Raw genomic sequence first — 17,281 nt, 5'->3', positions numbered from 1 at the left:
TGGCGGCGCCGCCACGGGCCTCCAGTCCGTCACCGGTCGCGTCGCAGGACCCGGCGAGCGCCCTCAGCGTGTGGTCACCCGGTCGAGCCACGCGACCAGGTCGCCGATGACCTCGGCGCGGTTCGTCTCGTTGTAGACCTCGTGCCGGGCGCCGTCGTACACCTGCACGGTCACGTCGGACAGCCGGCCGCGTCGGCGGTACGCCTGCGCCAGACGCTCGATCGAACGCGGGCCTCCGAGGGTGTCGTCGGAGCCGACCTGCAGCAGCATCGGCAGGTCGTGCGGGATCCCCCGCCGCGGCACACCGAGCAGCCGGAGGGTGTCGGCGAGCCCGAACAGTCCGATGACGTCGGCCTCGACCGCCAGGGGGTCGAGCGCCATCGCGTCGATGATCTTGCGGTCGCGGGTGAGCCACTCGTACTTGGTGGGCCCGGACCCTGCGTGCCGGGCGTTGAGGTCGCCGCTGTTCATCCAACCGGGCAGCCGGTAGGCGCTCGCGGACAGGACGACGCCGTCGTAGCGGTCCGACGAGGTGTTCACGATCCGCTGCGCCATGAGTGACCCCCATGAGTGACCGAGCAGCACGAGCGGCAGCCCGGGTTCGTCGGCCCGCGCGACCGCGCTCATCTGCTCGACCGCGGCGATCGCAGCGCGCAGGCCGCCGGGGCCGAGCCGACCGAGCTTGGCGTGGTCGCCGTCCCACTGGGCCAGCCCGGTACGTCCGTGCCCGCGGTGGTCGTTGGCGTGCACGGTGTACCCGGCGCGCACCAGGTCCTGCGCGAGCGGTTCGTAGCGGAGCCCGTGTTCCCCGACGCCGTGCGCGATCTGCACGACGCCCTTCGGCCGCGCCGCACGCCAGGTCGAGTAGACGATCTCGACGCCGTGGGCGTCGGTGAACGAGGCGTCGCCGCGAGCGGCGGAGAAGGTTGGCACACCCGCATCTTCGCAGACGCGCTCCATCCCGGACCTGTTCACCCGGCGTTCACGCAGCGGGTTCCGGGCGGGCATACCGTCCTGCGCATGGACGTCATCGTCATCGTCACGCTGGTGATCGTCGTGGCCCTCGTGTTCGACTTCACGAACGGGTTCCACGACACCGCGAACGCCATGGCCACGTCGGTCGCCACGGGAGCGCTCAAGCCCCGGACCGCCGTGCTCATCTCCGCCGTGCTCAACGTGGTCGGCGCGTTCCTGTCCACCGAGGTCGCCAAGACCGTCTCGCAGGGCATCATCCGCGAGGGGCAGGACGGCATCCACATCTCCCCGACGATGATCTTCGCGGGACTCGTCGGCGCGGTGCTGTGGAACCTGGCGACGTGGTACCTCGGGCTGCCGTCGTCGTCCACCCACGCGCTGTTCGGTGGGCTCATCGGCGCCTCGATCATCGGGGCGGGGCTGAACTCGATCAGCTGGGCGACGGTGGTGTCGAAGGTCGTGCTGCCGGCGCTGCTCTCCCCGGTCATCGCCGGGGTGATCGCCCTGGTCGCGACGTACCTGGCGTACGTGCTCACGAAGAACGCGACGACCCACGGTGCCGCGACCGGGTTCCGGCACGGACAGACGATCTCGGCGTCGCTGGTGTCGCTCGCGCACGGCACGAACGACGCGCAGAAGACGATGGGCGTCATCACGCTGACCCTCATCGCCGCGAACTACCAGGCCGCCGGCACCGGTCCGGCGCTCTGGGTGATCCTGGCCTGCGGGCTCGCGATCGGCCTCGGCACCTACATGGGCGGCTGGCGGATCATGCAGACCGTCGGCAAGAAGATCTCCGACGTGCAGTCGCCGCAGGGCTTCGCCGCCGAGACGAGCTCCGCCGCGACGATCCTCATCTCGTCGCACCTGGGCTTCGCGCTCTCGACGACCCACGTGACGAGCGGCGCGGTCGTCGGCTCGGGCCTCGGTAAGAAGCTCGCCGACGTGCACTGGTCGGTCGTCGGCCGCATCGTCGTCGCGTGGGTGATCACGCTGCCGGCCGCTGCGGTGGTCGGGGCGCTCGCGACCTGGCTCGCGTCGACCTCGGTGTTCGGGCTGGTGCTCGTCGCGGTCCTCGCCCTGGCCGGCGGGCTCACCTTCCTCCTCCTCGCCAAGCGCAAGCCGATCTCGCACGAGGACATCACGACCGGCGCTGCAGGGCCGGCCGAGCAGACCGAGCCGCAGCCGACCGGCGCGACGAACTGAGGGGAACGACGATGGACATCGACTTCACCGCGATCGGCACGGTCGCCGGCGTCGGCTTCGTGGCCGCCGTGGGCCTGGTGCTCGTGTACACGCTCGGCCTCCGGCTGCTCGGCACGGGGCAGCCGGACGACGCGGGCGGCGAGCGCACGCAGTACTCCGACGAGACCCCGCGCTCCGGGCACACCCCGCCGGCGGCACTGGCGGGAGCCGTGGCGTGCTTCGCGCTGTGCACCGCCGCCGTGCTGGCCGGCATCTGGCTCACGATCCCCCAGTTCCACTGAGGACGTTCCTTCCCAGAACACCCGGAACCGCCAGAACCGCCCCCTGGGATGATCGAGCGGTGACCACCCACCACCTCGACGCCACGGTCGACTCCGCCGTCGACGTCTTCACCGCCGAACGCCAGCCGGTCCTGACCGTGGAGCCGGGCGACACGGTGACCGTCCGCACCCTGAGCGCCGCGGGCTACACGGAACGCCAGCCGGGCCCGGGCCTGGACGCCCCGACTCTGATCGACCCGCGCCGAGGCCACTGCCTGGTCGGGCCGATCGCCGTCGCGGGCGCTCGTCCGGGGATGGTCCTGGCGGTGCACTTCGACGACCTGGTGCCCGACGACTGGGGCTACACGGCCTCGGGCGGGGTCGACTCCCCGGTGAACCGCGCACTCGGCCTGACCGACCCGGCGTCGCGCGGCCCGCTCCTCTGGGACATCGACGTGGCTGCCCGGGTGGCTGTCAACCAGCTCGGCCTCGGGGTGCGGACGGCACCGTTCCTCGGCGTCGTCGGCGTCCCACCGGAGGCCACCGGGGAGCACTCGACGATCCCGCCCCGCACGGTCGGCGGCGGCAACGTCGACTGCCGCGAGCTGATCGCCGGCTCGACCCTGTACCTGCCCGTGACGGTGCCGGACGCCCTGCTCCACGTCGGGGACGGGCACGCGGCTCAGGGCGACGGCGAGGTCTCCGGCACGGCGGTCGAGTGCGGCATGACGACGACGATGACCCTGACGCTCCTCGACCAGGCCCCGGTCGAGGGCGTGCACGCCGACACTCCCGCGGGTCGCGTCACCTTCGGCTTCGACGCCGACCTCAACCTCGCGACGGCCACGGCACTCGACCGGATGGTCGACTGGATCGCCGGGATGCACGGGATCGGCCGCGCCGAGGCCCTCGCGATGGCGAGCGTGGCGGTGAGCATGCGCATCACGCAGGTCGCGAACCGCACGTGGGGCGTGCACGCCCTGCTCCCGCACGACGCGATCCTGACGGACCCGCGGCTCTGAAGGCCGGGAGGCCCGCCCAGCGCGAGCCGACCGACGCACGCTGGGTGGGCCTCCCGTCCGACGTTCCTTCCCATCGCACCAGCGCTGGAAAGCGGAAACGGGCGTACCTGGTCGGAAGAACCGACCAGGTACGCCCGTTTCGACCAGGTACGCCCGGAACGACGCGGTGCACCCGAGCCGTCAGTGGGCGGAGTAGCCGCCGTCCACCAGGTGGTAGCTGCCCGTGATGAACGAGGCCTTGTCGCTCAGCAGGAACAGCACGAGCGCGGCGACCTCGGCGTCGGTGCCGAGCCGCTTCGAGGCGTGCTCGTCCTCGAGCGCCGCGATGGCCTCGGGCGAGAGCGACCCGCGGAGCAGCGGGGTGTCGATGAACCCGGGGCCCACGGCGTTCGTGCGGACGCCCTGCGACGAGTACTCCAGTGCGGCGACCTTGGTCAGCCCGGCGAGCGCGTGCTTCGAAGCGACGTAGGCCGCGTTCTGGGCCATGCCGACCGTGCCGAGCACCGACGCCATGTTCACGATCGCGCCACCACCGGCAGCCACCATCGCGGGGATCTCGTAGCGCAGCCCGTAGAAGACGCCGTCGAGGTCGACCGCACGGACGCGGTCCCAGGCGGCGACGTCGTACTCGCCGATGGGCTGCGGTGCTGCGCCGATGCCGGCGTTGTTCACGGCCAGGTGCAGCGCGCCGAACGTGTCGACCGCGAACTGCACCATGCGCTCGTTGTCCGCGGCGACCGCGGAGTTCGCCTCGAACGCGCGGGCGGTGCCACCGGCCTCGACGATCGACGCGGCGACGCGCTCGGCGCCCGCCAGGTTGATGTCGGCGACGACCACCGTGGCGCCCGCCGCGGCGAGCTCCTTCGCGACGGACTCGCCGATGCCGCTGCCACCACCGGTGACGACGGCGACCTTGCCCTCGAACTCGGACATGTTCTCCTTCTCTCTCGGCAACACGTGTTGTCTAAGAGCACGGTACACCCGAAATCAAGTTCGTTCGCTGAACTAATGAGATAGGCTGACGACCGATGACCGACGCCACCGACCTCCGCACCGCGGTGAACCGGCTGTCCCGCACACTCCGTGCCCAGAAGGCCGACTCGAGCGTCACGGACGCGCAGTTCTCCGCCCTCGCGCGACTCCACCGCGACGGCGCCATGACCCTGGCCGACCTGAGCCGACAGGACGGCGTCACACCGCCCTCGATGACGAAGACCATCGCGGTGCTGGTCGAGCGGGGTCTGGTGTCGAAGTGCGGGCACGGCGACGACCGCCGCAAGGTGCTGCTCGGTGCGACGCCCGCCGGAGCGGCCTTCGTCGAGGAGACCCGACGCCGCCGCGACGGCTGGCTCAGCCCGCGACTCGCAGCGCTCACGGCCGACGAGCGGAGCACCCTCGCCGACGCCACCGAGATCATGAGGAGGCTGGCCCAGCAGTGACCGCCATGTTCCGCTCCCTCGCCGGACGCAACTACCGCATCTGGTTCGCCGGGGCCCTGGTGTCGAACGTCGGCACCTGGATGCAGCGCACCGCCCAGGACTGGATCGTGCTGACCCAGCTCTCCGACGACGACGCCGTCGCGGTGGGCATCACGATGGCCCTGCAGTTCGGCCCCCAGCTGCTGCTCCTGCCGCTCACCGGGCTCGCCGCCGACCGGTTCGACCGCCGGAAGATGCTCATGGTCACCCAGGGCCTGATGGGGCTGCTCGGGCTGGGACTCGGCGTCATGGTCCTGACCCACACCGCCACCCTGCTCGCGCTGTACGGCTTCGCCCTGGCACTCGGCATCGTCGCCGCGTTCGACGCCCCGATCCGGCAGGCCTTCGTCTCCGACGTCGTGCAGGGCGAGGACGTCTCGAACGCCGTCGCCCTGAACTCCGCGTCGTTCAACGCCGCGCGCCTGATCGGCCCCGCGGTCGCCGGTGTGCTCATCGCGGCGATCGGGTCCGGCTGGGTGTTCGTCATCAACGCCGGGTCGTTCCTGGCCGTCCTCGTCGCACTCCGGTTCGTCGACCCCGCCCAGCTCGCCGAACGGGTCCGGGCGGGCCGAGGGAAGGGGCAGATCGTCGCCGGCTTCCGGTACGTCCGCACCCGGCCGGACATCGTCGTCGTGCTCTGCATGATCTTCGTCGTCGGCACGTTCGGCGTGAACTTCCCGATCTTCACCTCGACGATGGCGCGGGTCGAGTTCCACCAGGGCGCCGGCGAGTTCGGGCTGCTCAACTCGGTGATGGCCATCGGCTCCGTGCTCGGTGCGCTGCTGTCCGCCCGCCGGGACAAGCCGCGGATGCGCACCCTCGTGCTCGCCGCCGGCGGGTTCGGGCTCGCGTGCACCGCGGCCGCCCTCGCCCCGACGTACTGGACCTTCGCGATCGTCCTGGTGTTCGTCGGGCTCGCGTCCCTGACCTTCATGACCACGGCGAACGCCCTGGTGCAGACCACGACGAAGCCCGCGATGCGTGGCCGCGTGATGGCGCTGTACATGGCGATCTTCGCGGGCGGCACCCCCATCGGCGCCCCGCTCGTCGGTGCCGTCGCCGACGCCTTCGGCCCGCGCTGGGCGATCGTCGTCGGCGCGGCGTCGGGCTTCGTCGCACTCGGGATCGCGCTCGTCTGGCTCGTCCGGTACCAGCGGATCCGGCTGCGCTACGACGCCGACTCGCGGCTGCACCTGGCGATCACGCACGCCGTGCCGGTGGTCGGCTCGCGCGCGGCGCTCCGCCGCGAGCTGGAACGCGACGAGGCGCTCGCCGACCGGTCCAGCGCCGTCTGACGGACAGGCGGGTCGCCCTGCCCGTCGGCCGACGGCCGGTGACGCACCGCCCGTCGGACGGGAGGCCCGCACCGGCGCCGCCACGGGCCTCCCGTCCGACGTCACCCGGACACACGGCCGCGGTCGCGCCGCGCGGACCGACCCGGTCCCCACACACGCGCCGACCCGGCTCCGGACACGCGCGCCGGGCGGGCTCAGAGCACGGGCGCGGACGACGCGAAGACGCGCTCGTCGAGGGCCGCGGCGACCCGGTCGGCAGCCACCGCCAGCCGGAGCCCGACGTCGCCCGCCACGGCGAGCGCCGACTCTTCCGGGATCCCGTCGAGCAGGGCGCGGACCTCGTCGAACCCGGCGACCTCGTCCGCGACGCAGGCCGGCGCGACGTCGGCCAGGCACTCGGCCGCGCGGTACACCGTGAAGCGCAACGACCGCGGGCTGTGCGCGTCGAGGAGCAGGAAGGCGGCGGCGTCGGACGGCACCGGTGGGTGGTCACGGCCACGCAGGAAGGCCTCGCCCGCGCCGCACGCCCGGAGCGCCGCCGTCCACGAGGTGACCGCGTCCGGCTCGAGCAGCCGCGACGCCAGCAGCCGTGCCGTGGAGGCGCAGCGGGTGAGCGAGCGCCCGAGGGTGAAGAACTCCCACACCTCGTCACGGCTGGCGTCCCCCTCGACCACCCCGATGGCGAGGGCACTGCGCTCCCGCACCCAACCGAGGAACTCGTGCGCACGGTCCGGGGCGATCTTCCGGGGCATCCGCGACCGCGTGACGTCGAGGCAGTCCCAGAGCTCGCTCGAGACGACCTCGCGGGCACGGCGTGCGTGGTCGCGGGCAACGGCGACCGCGGCGGCGATGGACGCGGGTTCGTGCCGGTCGAGCGCGAGGGCGTCGACGGTGGCGGCGCGGTCCGGGTCGTTCGCAGGGCCGGTGGTCCCGATGACGCTGCGGAGCTCGGTGGACACGAGTCGGTCGTCGTCGAGCGTGCCTGGTTCGCGGCGGGCGACGTAGACGTCGAGCAACCGTGCGACGACGTCGGTGCGCTCCACCGCGCTCCCCACGTGGAAGACGTTCCCCGCGAGGCGACTCAGCACGGCTGCTCCTGCATGTCCAGAACCTAACGAGCCGGCGTTGCCGGGGTGTTACAGAACCGCGTCACGGGTGTTGCAGGTGTCCCGTCTCCGCGCTCGCTAGACAATCTAACTAGAGCGTCTAGCATTGGGGGCATGACGTCCGAGGTGATGACCAGCACCGCGGGGTACTGGTACGAGGACTCCGCGGTCTCCGCCGTGGACGTCCTCAACGCCCTGCGGCGGTACCGAACGGCCGAGAGCGCTGCCCAGCGCCGAGCGCGCGAGGCACTGGGGATCGGCGAGAACGCGCTGCTGGCGCTCCGGTTCCTGATCGACGCCGAGCACGACGGCCGCACCGTCAACGCGAAGGACCTCGCCGAGCGGCTCGAGATCACGGCAGCGTCGACATCGGCGCTCGTCGACCGGCTCGTCCGCAGCGGCCACGTCGAACGGCACGCCGACCCGAACGACCGCCGTGGTGTGATCCTCACCGCCACCGGCACCTCGATGCGGCACGCACTTCGGGTCATCGAGGAGCTCGACGCACGCGCGCTCGAGGTCACCGAGCACCTGCCGAGCAACGAGATGGCGGTCGTCGTGGACTTCCTGGACGAGATGGTCCGCGTCGTGGACGAGCTCGACACCGGGTCGGACGACGCCGGTCGCGCGTAACCTGGACCGCATGGACCCTCGCGGCGAGCACCACCCCGAGGACGACATGCCGTTCGCCGAACTCGACTCGCGGGCCCGCGCAGACGCCGCACTCCGACGCATCCAGGCCGGGTCCGACCCGGCTCGTGAGGCGTTCGACCTCGCCAACACCATGAACGACGAGGCCGTGGGGCGGATCACGAAGCGCCTCCGACAGGTGTTCCGCCGGGGCTGATCGCTCGGCCGGCCCGTGCGTGTTCCTGCGCATGCGCCCGTGCGTGTGGCTGTGCCTGTGCGTGTGCGTGTGCCTGTGCGTGCGCCTGCGCCTGCGCCTGCGCCTGTGCCTGTGCCTGTGCGTCAGAACGCGGTGCCGACCGCGGCGATGTCGTCACGCCCGTGCCCGGCCGCACTGGCATCGGCGTAGACCCGCCCGAGTGCCTCGAGCAGCGTGGTGGCCACCCCCGCCGTCCGGGCGGCATCGGTGATGAGCCCGATGTCCTTCCGCAGGCCGTCGAGTGCGAACTGGGCGGGGAACTCACCGGCGATCATCGCAGCGCCCTTGGTGTGGGCGTAGGCGGAGTCGCTCGCGCTGCCCTCGATGGCCTGCAGGAACAGCGCGGGGTCGAGCCCGAGCGCCGCCGCGAGGGCCAGCGACTGCCCGGTCGCCGCGGTGATCGAGGCGATCCAGGCGTTCGCGGCGAGCTTGAGTGCGGTGCCGTCGCCGACGTGGTCGCCGGCGCGGACGGTCTTCGCGCCGATCGCGTCGAGCACGGGGTCGACGCGGTCGAGCAGGTCCGCCGGGCCGGCCGCGAGCATCGTGAGCTTGCCCTGTTCGGCGGGGGCCTTCGTGCCGAGCATCATCGCCTCGACCAGGGTGATGCCGTACTGCTCGGCCAGTTGCAGGACCGTCGCGGTGCCGTCGACCCCGATCGTCGAGGCCTGCACCCACACGGCGTCGGTCGGGGCGTCGCCGGCGGCCCGCTCGAGGACGTCGACGACCGCGTCGGTGTCGAACAGGGTGAGCAGGACGACCTCGGCGTGCTCGACGGCGCTGCCCGGGTCGCTCGCCACCGTCGCGCCGCGGTCACCCAGGGGCGAGGCCTTGTCGGCACTGCGGTTCCAGACCGTCACCTCGTGGCCGTCGCGGAGCAGTGATCCCGCCACGCCGGCACCCATCGCACCCGTCCCCAACACCGTCACTCGCACGTGCGTCTCCGTCCTGGCGCGACAGCGTGCCGCGACCGCTCCGACGCTACGCCCGGCGCCGTCAGAGGAGCCCGCGAGCCTGCAGCCACGCGGCCGGGTCGATCGGGGTGCCGGCCACGATGACCTCGAAGTGCAGGTGGGCGCCGGTCGAGACGCCCGTGTTGCCGACGGCCCCGAGGCGCTCCCCCGCGCGGAGGACCTGTCCGGGGCGGACGTCGATCGCCGACAGGTGCCCGTACTGCGTCGCGATGCCGTCGGCGTGCTGCAGGAGGACCTGGTTGCCGTAGCCACCGAGCACACCCGCCGAGACGACCCGCCCGGGCAGCGCGGCGACGACCGGGGTCCCGATGTCCGCCGCGAAGTCGACCCCCTGGTGGTTCGAGGAGCAGGCCGCGCAGCCGACGACCCAGCGGGAGCCGAAGGCACCGGCCTCGGGGATCGCACCGGCCGTGGGGCGGACGGCTCCACCGGCCGGGGCCGCGCCGCCGGGGACCCGGAGCGCCGCAGCAGCACGACCGACCGAGAAGTCGTCGCGGCCGGCGGTCGGCCCGGTCGAAGCGTCGGCGACGAAGTGCTGCACATCAGCGGTTGCCGACGTGGGTTCCGGAGCGGCCGGAGCAGCGAAGGCGGTCTGCGGGGAGCCGACCGCGACGAACATGCACGTGACCGCGGTCACCGCCACGGAGGGCAGGGTCCGCCGGGCGGGGATCCGGAAGGACGCGGGGCGGCGACGTGCGGGAGCGACAGGCTGTGCGGGAGCAGCCGACTCCGTGGGCCGGGCGGGGTGCGCGGGCCGGATGGGCTGTGCAGGCCGGATGCGTCGCATCGGCCGGGTGGAAGCCGGGGTGGCGGGAGGGGGCACCGTCACCCCGGCGGCTCGGAGCGGCCCCGGCTGTGCAGCGTGCCGTGCACGGCGCGGCAGGGGCGCGAGCGGTCGGTCGGCGGCGCGGCGCTCGGCGCCGCGTGGGCGTCGGGGCAAGCCATCGTCGAGGGTCGTCATCGTGCGGCGCCCGGCCCGGTCAGACGCGGACGACGCCGTCACGGGCGATCCGGTCGAGCTCGCCCACAACGGCGTCGACGACCGCGCGGGTGATCGCGTCGGCGACGGTCTCGACCAGGACGAGGTGCTCGGGACGGATCGTGACCTCGGTCACGAGAGCCGACGCCACCCGCACCGGGATCTCGTCGATCGCGGCGACGAGCGCGGCCGGCACCAGCGTGGAGTCACCCGGTCGGACGGGCGCGGACATCGGCGAGGTCGGCACCGGGGTCACGACGGCGATCGCCGGCGACGGGGTGGAGTGCGCGGTGGAATGCGGGGCGTCGGCCTGATCGCGACGCTGGGCGATGGAGTCGAAGAGCGGGGTGGAGGACATGCTGCGGACGGTCCGATCTGGATGTCGTGGCTGGTCGTTCTCGGGCGACCGGCGATGGCGGCGTGCCGAGCGGCACGTCCGCCATTCAACCATCGATATTTCAGATGTGCAATAGTGACCGGACAGTGGCGGAGATCAGTCGGGGTCGACGGCGGCAGCGGTCGGGTCGTCCGGCTGCAGCGCACGACGGACCCGCTCGACGATCGTCGCGGGTGGGTTGTTGTAGGCGTTCGCCGGCTCCTGGCCGCTGAGCTCCTGGATCGCCGCCATCACCGCATCGGTCGCATGGCGCCGAGCACGGCCGGACGACGCCTCGCCGAAGGACGACAGGTCGATCGGCTGCCCGAATTCGATCGTCACGCGGGCGAGCTTCGGCAGCCGGGAGCCGACCGGCTGCACGTCCTCGGTGCCGGAGAGCGCGACGGGCACCACGGGGGCACCGCTCGTCAACGCCAGCCACGCCACTCCCGTGCGGCCCTTGTAGATCCGGCCGTCGAGCGAGCGCGTGCCCTCCGGGTAGATCGCGAACGCCTCGCCCTCCTGCAAGCGTGCCAGCCCGAGGTCGAGGGCCTGCTGGGCCGCCGCACCCGCGCCACGCTCGACCCCGATGGCGCCGATGCCACCGAAGAACGCCCGCGAGACGGCTCCCTTGAGACCCGAGCCCGTGAAGTACTCCTGCTTCGCCAGGAACGACACCTTGCGCGGCGCCATGAGCGTGATCGCGGGCGAGTCGATGAACGAGCGGTGGTTGCTCGCGAGGATCACCGGGCCGCGCTTCGGGACGTTCCGACGACCGATGATCTTCGGGCGCCACAGCAACCGGGCGAGCGGGGTCACCACCGCGCGACTGAGCACGGTGGCGAACTTCGTCGAACCGGACACCGGACCTCCTCGTGGTGACGAGCTACCGAGTGTAATCAGGCGACGGAGGGTACATGCCCGGAACGGCATGGATTGGTGGCAGGGCGTCAGTCGGCCGCGGCGACGACGTCGAGGACCGCGCGCCCGTACCGCTCGAGCTTCGCCGCGCCGACCCCGGAGATCTCGCCGAGCTGGTCGACGTCGGCGGGTCGGACGGCGGAGATGCCCCGGAGCGTCGCGTCGTTGAAGACCACGTACGCGGGGACGCCCTGCTCGCGGGCCTCGGCTGCACGCCAGGCGCGAAGGGCCTCGAACAGGCCGACGGCTTCCTGCGGCATGTCGGTGACGACCGTCCGTCGACCGCTGCGTCCGGCCCGCGGCGCCTTGACCGGGTCGCGACGCATCCGCACCTGCACCTTGCCGGTCAGGACCTCGGCGCTCGTGGGACTGAGGACGACCGTGCCGAAGCCGTCGCCCGACACCGCCGCGTAGCCCTGGGCCAGCACCTGTCGTGCGACCGCGCGCCACTCGCCCTCGGACAGGTCGGCACCGATGCCGAAGGTCGCCAGGGTGTCGTGCTGCAGCTCCTGCACGCGGGGCGAACGCTTGCCGATCAGGATGTCGACCAGGTGCGAGACGCCGTACCGCTGGCGGCGCTCGCGCTCGAGCCGCACGACGGTGGACAGGAGCTTCTGCGCGGGGATCGTGCCGTCCCACGACTCCGGCGGCGCGATGCACGTGTCGCAGTTGCCGCACGGGGAGCTCTCCTGCCCGAAGTACGCGAGCAGCCGCACCCGGCGGCACTCGATCGTCTCGCACAGGCTGAGCATCGCGTCGAGGTGGGCGCTGAGCTGCCGACGGTGCGCGGCGTCGCCCTCGGACTGGTCGATCATCCGCCGCTGCTGCACGACGTCGTTCAGGCCGTACGCGAGCCACGCGGTGGCCGGCAGCCCGTCACGACCCGCACGGCCCGTCTCCTGGTAGTACCCCTCGACCGACTTCGGCAGGTCGAGGTGCGCCACGAACCGGACGTCGGGCTTGTCGATGCCCATGCCGAACGCGATGGTCGCCACCATGACGACGCCGTCCTCGCGCAGGAACGTCGACTGGTTGCGCGCACGCACCCGGGCGTCGAGGCCCGCGTGGTACGGCAGGGCGTTGATCCCCTGCTCGGCCAGGGCGGTCGCGGTGCGCTCGACGGAGTTGCGGGACAGGCAGTACACGATGCCGGCGTCGCCGCTGTGCTCCGTGCGGATGAAGGTGAGCAGCTGCTGCAGCGCGCCGGTCTTCGGCTCGATGCGGTACTGGATGTTCGGCCGGTCGAAGTCGGCGACGAAGTGCGCCGCGTCGTCGAGGCCGAGCCGTGCGGAGATCTCGCGGTGTGTCTGCGGCGTCGCGGTGGCGGTCAGCGCGATGCGCGGCACCGTCGGCCACCGCTCGTGCAGGACGCTCAGCTCGAGGTAGTCCGGGCGGAAGTCGTGGCCCCACTGGGCGACGCAGTGTGCCTCGTCGATGGCGAACAGCGAGACGCGCGCACGGTCGAGGAGCGCACGGGTGGACTCGAGTCGGAGCCGTTCGGGCGCGAGGTAGAGCATGTCGACCTCGCCCTGCACGATCGCCCGCTCGACTCGAGACCGTTCGTCGGGGCCCTGCGTGGAGTTGAGGAACGCGGCGCGCACGCCGTTCGCCGCGAGGGCGTCGACCTGGTCCTGCATCAGGGCGATGAGCGGCGACACCACGACCCCGACGCCGTCGCGGACGAGCGAGGGCACCTGGTAGCACAGTGACTTGCCACCGCCGGTGGGCATGAGCACCAGGGCGTCGCCACCGGCCACCACCTGGTCGATGATGGCCGCCTGCTCACCGCGGAAGTCGTCGTAGCCCCACACGCGGTGCAGCACGTCGAGCGCAGCGGCACGCGGTGCGGACACGGCAGCGGGAGCAGGCACAGCAGCGGGCGCGGGCGTGGTGCTCATGCCACGAGCCTACGGGCGACCGGCGACACCCACCGCACTGTCCACAGTTGGGTCAGCGCGCCTCGCCGTGCTCGGCGCCGTCCGTGCCGGAGTCGGCACGGCGGTCGGAACCGGCCACGTCGTCGGCGCGGGCCGGCGTGGTCGCCCAGCCCGTGCCTCCAGGCCTCGTCCATCGCACCCCGCCCGCCCAGGCCGGGGTCACACCGCGGAACCTGGGTGCCTCGTGCCCGGCGAACCGGCGGTCCAGGCCCCGCCACCACGCCAGGAACTCGACCATGCCCCAGAACGCGAGCGACGTGCCCAGCGTGACGAGCCAGCCCTGCCACGTGCCGTTCGCGTCGGACGAGGTCAGGTCGATCCGCGACCAGCCGGGCGCCTGCAGCACGAAGATCATGATGTTGTTGAACGCGTGCTGCAGGACCGTGGCCTCGAGCCCACCGGTCCGGAGGACGATGATCGCCGCGATCAGGCCGAACGAGCCGACGTCGAGGATGCCCCAGACGTTGTAGCCGTTCGGGATGTGCAGCACCGCGAACACGACCGTCGAGATCGCCACGGCGATGATCGTGCCGGCGCGACGCGGGATCCACGACGCGATCGTCTGCATGAGGAATCCACGGAAGATGTACTCCTCGGCCGCGCCCTGGAACGGGACGAGCAGGACGACGAGGACGATCGTCAGGGTGAGGGTGCCGAGGGAGACCGTCGACTGGCCGATCGCGTCGTGGTTCCACGCCAGGCCCCCGTCGAGGGTGAGCAGGCCGCTCCCCTGCACCCAGAACATGAACGCGGCGATGACGAGCGTCGGCAGCAGGCACCACGCCGTCCAGGCCCACCGGACCCGGAACCGCGTCGACGACAGGATGCCGGCCGGTCCGATCCGCGCGATCTTCACGGCGAGCAGGATCCCCGGCAGCAGGACCACGAGCGACACCAGCGACATCGAGAGCACGACCGGGTCGGTGGGGTCGAGCGCACCGCTCGCCAGGTCGTTCTGCAACTGGATCAGGCCGTCCGCGCCCTGTGCGCGGAGGATCGGAACGAAGTACGCGACCGCGATGACGATCTGCGACACGAGGTACCACCCCGCCAGGAACGCGAGGGCGACGAGCGGCCGCCACCACCTCCAGCGCGCGTCGATCCGGGGCAGGCGCTGGTAGGGAACACTCACGCACCGCAGGGTACCGGGCCGGGCAGGATGGGAGCCGTGCTCACCGTCCTGTTCGGCCTGTCCGGCGCGATCGTCTACGGGTTCGCCGACTTCCTGGGCGGACTCGCCTCGCGCCGCGTCCGACCGGTCGTCGTCACGGCGGTGGCCGCCGCGATCGGGATCCTGCCGCTGCTCGTCGGGCTGGTGGTCCTGGGTGGCGTGTTCTCGTGGCCGGCCGCGGTCTGGGGTGCGGTCGCCGGGCTCTCCGGCGGTGTCGGGGTGCTGCTGCTCTACGCGGCACTCGCGATCGGACCGATGAGCGTGCTCTCCCCCGTCACCGCCGTGTTCGCGGCCGTCGTGCCGGTGCTCGTCGCGGTGCTCCGCGGCACGGTGCTGTCGCCCGTGGCCACCGGCGCGCTCGGGGTCGCCGTCGTCGCGGTGGTCCTGGTCGCGGTGGTCCGGGACGCCTCGGGCACACGGCTCACCGCGCGGGGCGTCGTCGCCGCCGCCGTCGCCGGGTGCGGCTTCGGCGGGATCGTGCTGGCCTACGACATGACGCCGTCCGACTCGGGCATCGCACCCCTCGTGGTCGCGCGGGTGCTGCAGGCGGTGCTGCTGGGTGCGGCGGCGATCGTCGTCGTGCTCCGGACGGGAGGCCCGGTGTCCGCCCCGACGTCGGCCCGCCCCGACGGGGCTGCCGCCGTCCACGAGCCTCGGTCGCGTCGCGCATGGGGTCCGCGGCTGCTGGTCACGGTGGCCGTGTGCGGCGTCTTCGACGCGATGGCGAACGTGTTCATCCAGGCGGGACTGCACAGCAGCGACGACCCGGCGACCCTGCCCGTCGTGAGTGTGCTCAACGCGCTCTACCCGATCGGCACGGTGGTGCTGGCCGGGGTGGTGCTGCGGGAACGGTTGACCGCGCAGCAGTGGATCGGCATCGTGCTGGCGTTCGTCGCGTCGGTGGCGCTGGCGCTGGCGTAGGGCCCGTTCGGGGCTGGCACGGTGCCGGGTCGGGTCGGGTCGGGTCGGGGCGGGGCTGGTCGGGGCTGGTCGGGGCTGGTCGGGGCGGGGCTGGTCGAGGCGGGGCTGGTCGGGGCGGGGTTGGGCCGGTCGGGGGCGGCCACCCCGTGCGAGGTCGACCGCCCGGTGCAGACCTGCAGCACCGCACGAGGCCGCCGACACCGCACCCGATGAGCGAACCCGCACCGTGCCGCCTCGGCCCCGGAGCACGAGGAGGCCCTCAGGCGTCGGGGATGAGGCGCTTGCCGAGCGAGACCGTGCGGTCGTCGGTGTAGCCGAGGGCCGCGTAGAACCCGAGCACCTGCTCGTTGCCCGTCCGCACCTGGAGGTTGAGCTTCGGGCAGCCGAGGTCGGTGAGCAGCCGCTCGAACTCGGCCATCAGGGTGCGACCGAGGCCGGAGCCCTGCAGGTCCGGGCGCACGGCGAGGTAGTTCACCCAGCCGCGGTGCCCGTCGAAGCCTGCCATGCCCGCGGCGACCACGTCGGCGGTGTCGGAACCGTCCGGCTCCGCGACCAGGAAGAGCTCGGGCTGGACCGTCAGCTTGCGAGCGATGTCACGCCGGGGGTCGTTCCAGGGTCGGACGAGGTCGCACGATTCCCACAGGGCGACGACCGCGTCGGTGTCCTCGGTGCGGAACGGGCGGATCCGGTACTCCATGCCCCCACGTTAACGGGGGTGGGGAGAACGTCGTCACCGGCCTGTCGCCGTGATCTGATAGACCTGTCCGACCACCAAGCCGATCAGGAGCCCCGTGACCGCACACGACACCCTCCCGTCGCGCCGCAGCGCACGGGACGACGAAGCCGGTTCGCGGTCCCGGCGTTCCCCGCGCAGACGGCAGACGGTCGGCGGCGCGATCGTGTCGCTCATCGCCGAGTTGCTCATCATCGCGGGCGCCGGCACCGGCCTGTACGTCGTGTGGACGGCGTGGTGGACCGACGTCGTCGCCGTGAACGAGCAGACGAAGCTCGTGCAGGGCCTCGACCAGGTCAAGACGCCGAAGGTCGAGGGCACCGAGCACCGTGGCACCGCACCCGTGCTGGACGAACCGCCGGGGTTGTCGGACGTGTTCGGCACGATGCAGATCCCCCGGTTCGGCAAGGACTACAACCGGCCGATCGGCGAGGGCACGGATCGTGAGCAGGTCCTCAACACCATCGGGCTCGGCCACTACCAGGACACCGCGATGCCCGGAGCACCCGGCAACTTCGCCGTGGCCGGACACCGCGTCACCTACGGCAAGCCGCTCAACCAGATCGCGGAGCTGCAGAAGGGCGACTCGGTCGTGGTCCGGGTCACCGACGCCAAGACGAAGTTCGACGTCTGGTACGTCTACAAGGTCACCGACAGCCAGATCGTCACGCCCGACAAGATCGAGACGATCGCGCCGGTGCCGAACGAGCCGGGCGTGGAACCGACCCCCCAGGACCGCTGGCTCACGCTGACCGCCTGTCACCCGATGTGGTCCGCGGCGGAGCGGTTCGTGACGCACGCGAAGCTCGACTACTGGATGCCCGCGTCCGAGGGCACCCCGAAGGAACTCTCGGAGACCGCCAAGTGATCTTCCCCCTGGTCTGGCGGCTGCTGCCCGGCCCCACCGCCCTGAAGGTGCTCGAGCTGCTCGTGCTCCTCGTCGCCATCGTGTTCGTGCTGTTCCAGTGGGTGTTCCCATGGATCGCGGCGGACATCCTGCCGCCGCCCGACGGCACGGTGGAGTCGACGCCGACCCCGTAGCGT

20 protein-coding genes are annotated in these 17,281 nt (G+C 72.3%); 10 read left to right on the top strand and 10 right to left on the bottom strand.

The window, feature by feature from the left end:
* Positions 1 to 63 precede the first annotated feature (63 nt).
* Positions 64 to 933, bottom strand: a complete 870-nt coding sequence (locus tag Q9R26_RS12970) for an alpha/beta hydrolase (RefSeq protein ID WP_182066154.1) — start codon at positions 931 to 933, stop codon at positions 64 to 66.
* An 87-nt stretch (positions 934 to 1,020) separates the two neighbouring features.
* Here Q9R26_RS12970 and Q9R26_RS12965 point away from each other — a divergent pair, with 87 nt between their 5' ends.
* The 3 genes from Q9R26_RS12965 to Q9R26_RS12955 are packed head-to-tail and all read left to right on the top strand — an operon-like array spanning position 1,021 to position 3,463.
* The gene (locus Q9R26_RS12965; RefSeq protein ID WP_209133172.1) at positions 1,021 to 2,181 is read left to right on the top strand and encodes an inorganic phosphate transporter; all 1,161 of its coding nucleotides are present in this window, start codon (positions 1,021 to 1,023) and stop codon (positions 2,179 to 2,181) included.
* An 11-nt stretch (positions 2,182 to 2,192) separates the two neighbouring features.
* A complete protein-coding gene (locus Q9R26_RS12960; protein WP_311227509.1) occupies positions 2,193 to 2,462 on the top strand; it encodes a hypothetical protein in 270 nt (89 codons plus the stop codon).
* 59 nt (positions 2,463 to 2,521) lie between these two features.
* Positions 2,522 to 3,463: an acetamidase/formamidase family protein gene (locus Q9R26_RS12955; RefSeq protein WP_311227508.1), complete on the top strand. Its 942-nt coding sequence runs from the start codon at positions 2,522 to 2,524 to the stop codon at positions 3,461 to 3,463.
* A gap of 180 nt (positions 3,464 to 3,643) precedes the next feature.
* Here Q9R26_RS12955 and Q9R26_RS12950 read toward each other — a convergent pair whose 3' ends face one another.
* On the bottom strand, positions 3,644 to 4,396 hold the full coding sequence (locus Q9R26_RS12950; RefSeq protein WP_311227507.1) for an SDR family NAD(P)-dependent oxidoreductase: 753 nt from the start codon (positions 4,394 to 4,396) through the stop codon (positions 3,644 to 3,646).
* A 95-nt stretch (positions 4,397 to 4,491) separates the two neighbouring features.
* Between Q9R26_RS12950 and Q9R26_RS12945 the strand changes: the two genes are divergently transcribed.
* Both Q9R26_RS12945 and Q9R26_RS12940 read left to right on the top strand, forming a co-directional pair.
* The gene (locus Q9R26_RS12945) at positions 4,492 to 4,902 is read left to right on the top strand and encodes a MarR family winged helix-turn-helix transcriptional regulator (protein ID WP_182066149.1); all 411 of its coding nucleotides are present in this window, start codon (positions 4,492 to 4,494) and stop codon (positions 4,900 to 4,902) included.
* Between the two features lie 5 nt (positions 4,903 to 4,907).
* Positions 4,908 to 6,236, top strand: coding sequence for an MFS transporter (locus Q9R26_RS12940; RefSeq protein WP_396136830.1), 1,329 nt, complete (start codon positions 4,908 to 4,910; stop codon positions 6,234 to 6,236).
* A 194-nt stretch (positions 6,237 to 6,430) separates the two neighbouring features.
* Here the strand turns inward: Q9R26_RS12940 and Q9R26_RS12935 are convergent, their stop codons facing one another.
* The gene (locus Q9R26_RS12935) at positions 6,431 to 7,324 is read right to left on the bottom strand and encodes an alpha-E domain-containing protein (RefSeq protein ID WP_311227505.1); all 894 of its coding nucleotides are present in this window, start codon (positions 7,322 to 7,324) and stop codon (positions 6,431 to 6,433) included.
* Between the two features lie 132 nt (positions 7,325 to 7,456).
* On the opposite strand from Q9R26_RS12935, the gene Q9R26_RS12930 reads away from it, so the two are divergent.
* Both Q9R26_RS12930 and Q9R26_RS12925 read left to right on the top strand, forming a co-directional pair.
* The gene (locus tag Q9R26_RS12930; protein ID WP_311227504.1) at positions 7,457 to 7,975 is read left to right on the top strand and encodes a MarR family transcriptional regulator; all 519 of its coding nucleotides are present in this window, start codon (positions 7,457 to 7,459) and stop codon (positions 7,973 to 7,975) included.
* Between the two features lie 10 nt (positions 7,976 to 7,985).
* Positions 7,986 to 8,189 (top strand): hypothetical protein, encoded by a 204-nt coding sequence (locus Q9R26_RS12925; protein ID WP_311227503.1) that lies wholly within the window; start codon positions 7,986 to 7,988, stop codon positions 8,187 to 8,189.
* A 122-nt stretch (positions 8,190 to 8,311) separates the two neighbouring features.
* Here the strand turns inward: Q9R26_RS12925 and Q9R26_RS12920 are convergent, their stop codons facing one another.
* From Q9R26_RS12920 to Q9R26_RS12895, 6 genes are all read right to left on the bottom strand, one after another.
* Entirely contained in the window at positions 8,312 to 9,148 is an 837-nt protein-coding gene (locus Q9R26_RS12920; RefSeq protein WP_311227542.1) for an NAD(P)-dependent oxidoreductase, read from the bottom strand.
* Between the two features lie 73 nt (positions 9,149 to 9,221).
* Positions 9,222 to 9,842, bottom strand: a complete 621-nt coding sequence (locus Q9R26_RS12915; protein ID WP_311227502.1) for a M23 family metallopeptidase — start codon at positions 9,840 to 9,842, stop codon at positions 9,222 to 9,224.
* 337 nt (positions 9,843 to 10,179) lie between these two features.
* Complete coding sequence (locus Q9R26_RS12910) at positions 10,180 to 10,536, bottom strand: hypothetical protein (protein ID WP_182066143.1); 357 nt, start codon at positions 10,534 to 10,536, stop codon at positions 10,180 to 10,182.
* A gap of 135 nt (positions 10,537 to 10,671) precedes the next feature.
* Positions 10,672 to 11,418, bottom strand: a complete 747-nt coding sequence (locus Q9R26_RS12905) for a 1-acyl-sn-glycerol-3-phosphate acyltransferase (protein ID WP_209133158.1) — start codon at positions 11,416 to 11,418, stop codon at positions 10,672 to 10,674.
* A gap of 86 nt (positions 11,419 to 11,504) precedes the next feature.
* Positions 11,505 to 13,373, bottom strand: coding sequence for a DNA helicase RecQ (gene recQ, locus Q9R26_RS12900; protein WP_311227501.1), 1,869 nt, complete (start codon positions 13,371 to 13,373; stop codon positions 11,505 to 11,507).
* A 52-nt stretch (positions 13,374 to 13,425) separates the two neighbouring features.
* Positions 13,426 to 14,544 carry a type II CAAX endopeptidase family protein gene (locus Q9R26_RS12895; RefSeq protein WP_311227500.1) on the bottom strand — a complete coding sequence of 373 codons (1,119 nt, stop codon included), beginning with the start codon at positions 14,542 to 14,544 and terminating at the stop codon, positions 13,426 to 13,428.
* 36 nt (positions 14,545 to 14,580) lie between these two features.
* Here Q9R26_RS12895 and Q9R26_RS12890 point away from each other — a divergent pair, with 36 nt between their 5' ends.
* Entirely contained in the window at positions 14,581 to 15,504 is a 924-nt protein-coding gene (locus Q9R26_RS12890) for an EamA family transporter (protein ID WP_259580446.1), read from the top strand.
* A 259-nt stretch (positions 15,505 to 15,763) separates the two neighbouring features.
* Here the strand turns inward: Q9R26_RS12890 and Q9R26_RS12885 are convergent, their stop codons facing one another.
* Positions 15,764 to 16,201, bottom strand: coding sequence for a GNAT family acetyltransferase (locus Q9R26_RS12885; protein WP_311227499.1), 438 nt, complete (start codon positions 16,199 to 16,201; stop codon positions 15,764 to 15,766).
* 94 nt (positions 16,202 to 16,295) lie between these two features.
* Between Q9R26_RS12885 and Q9R26_RS12880 the strand changes: the two genes are divergently transcribed.
* Entirely contained in the window at positions 16,296 to 17,105 is an 810-nt protein-coding gene (locus Q9R26_RS12880) for a class E sortase (protein ID WP_259580444.1), read from the top strand.
* Entirely contained in the window at positions 17,102 to 17,278 is a 177-nt protein-coding gene (locus Q9R26_RS12875; protein ID WP_156463787.1) for a hypothetical protein, read from the top strand. The genes Q9R26_RS12880 and Q9R26_RS12875 overlap by 4 nt, the downstream gene beginning before the upstream one ends.
* Positions 17,279 to 17,281 lie beyond the last annotated feature (3 nt).

The organism is Curtobacterium sp. BRB10, from assembly GCF_031844325.1.
Lineage (GTDB): Bacteria > Actinomycetota > Actinomycetes > Actinomycetales > Microbacteriaceae > Curtobacterium > Curtobacterium poinsettiae_A.
Note: the sequence above shows the minus strand (reverse complement) of the source record. Positions and strands in the feature narration are given on the sequence as shown.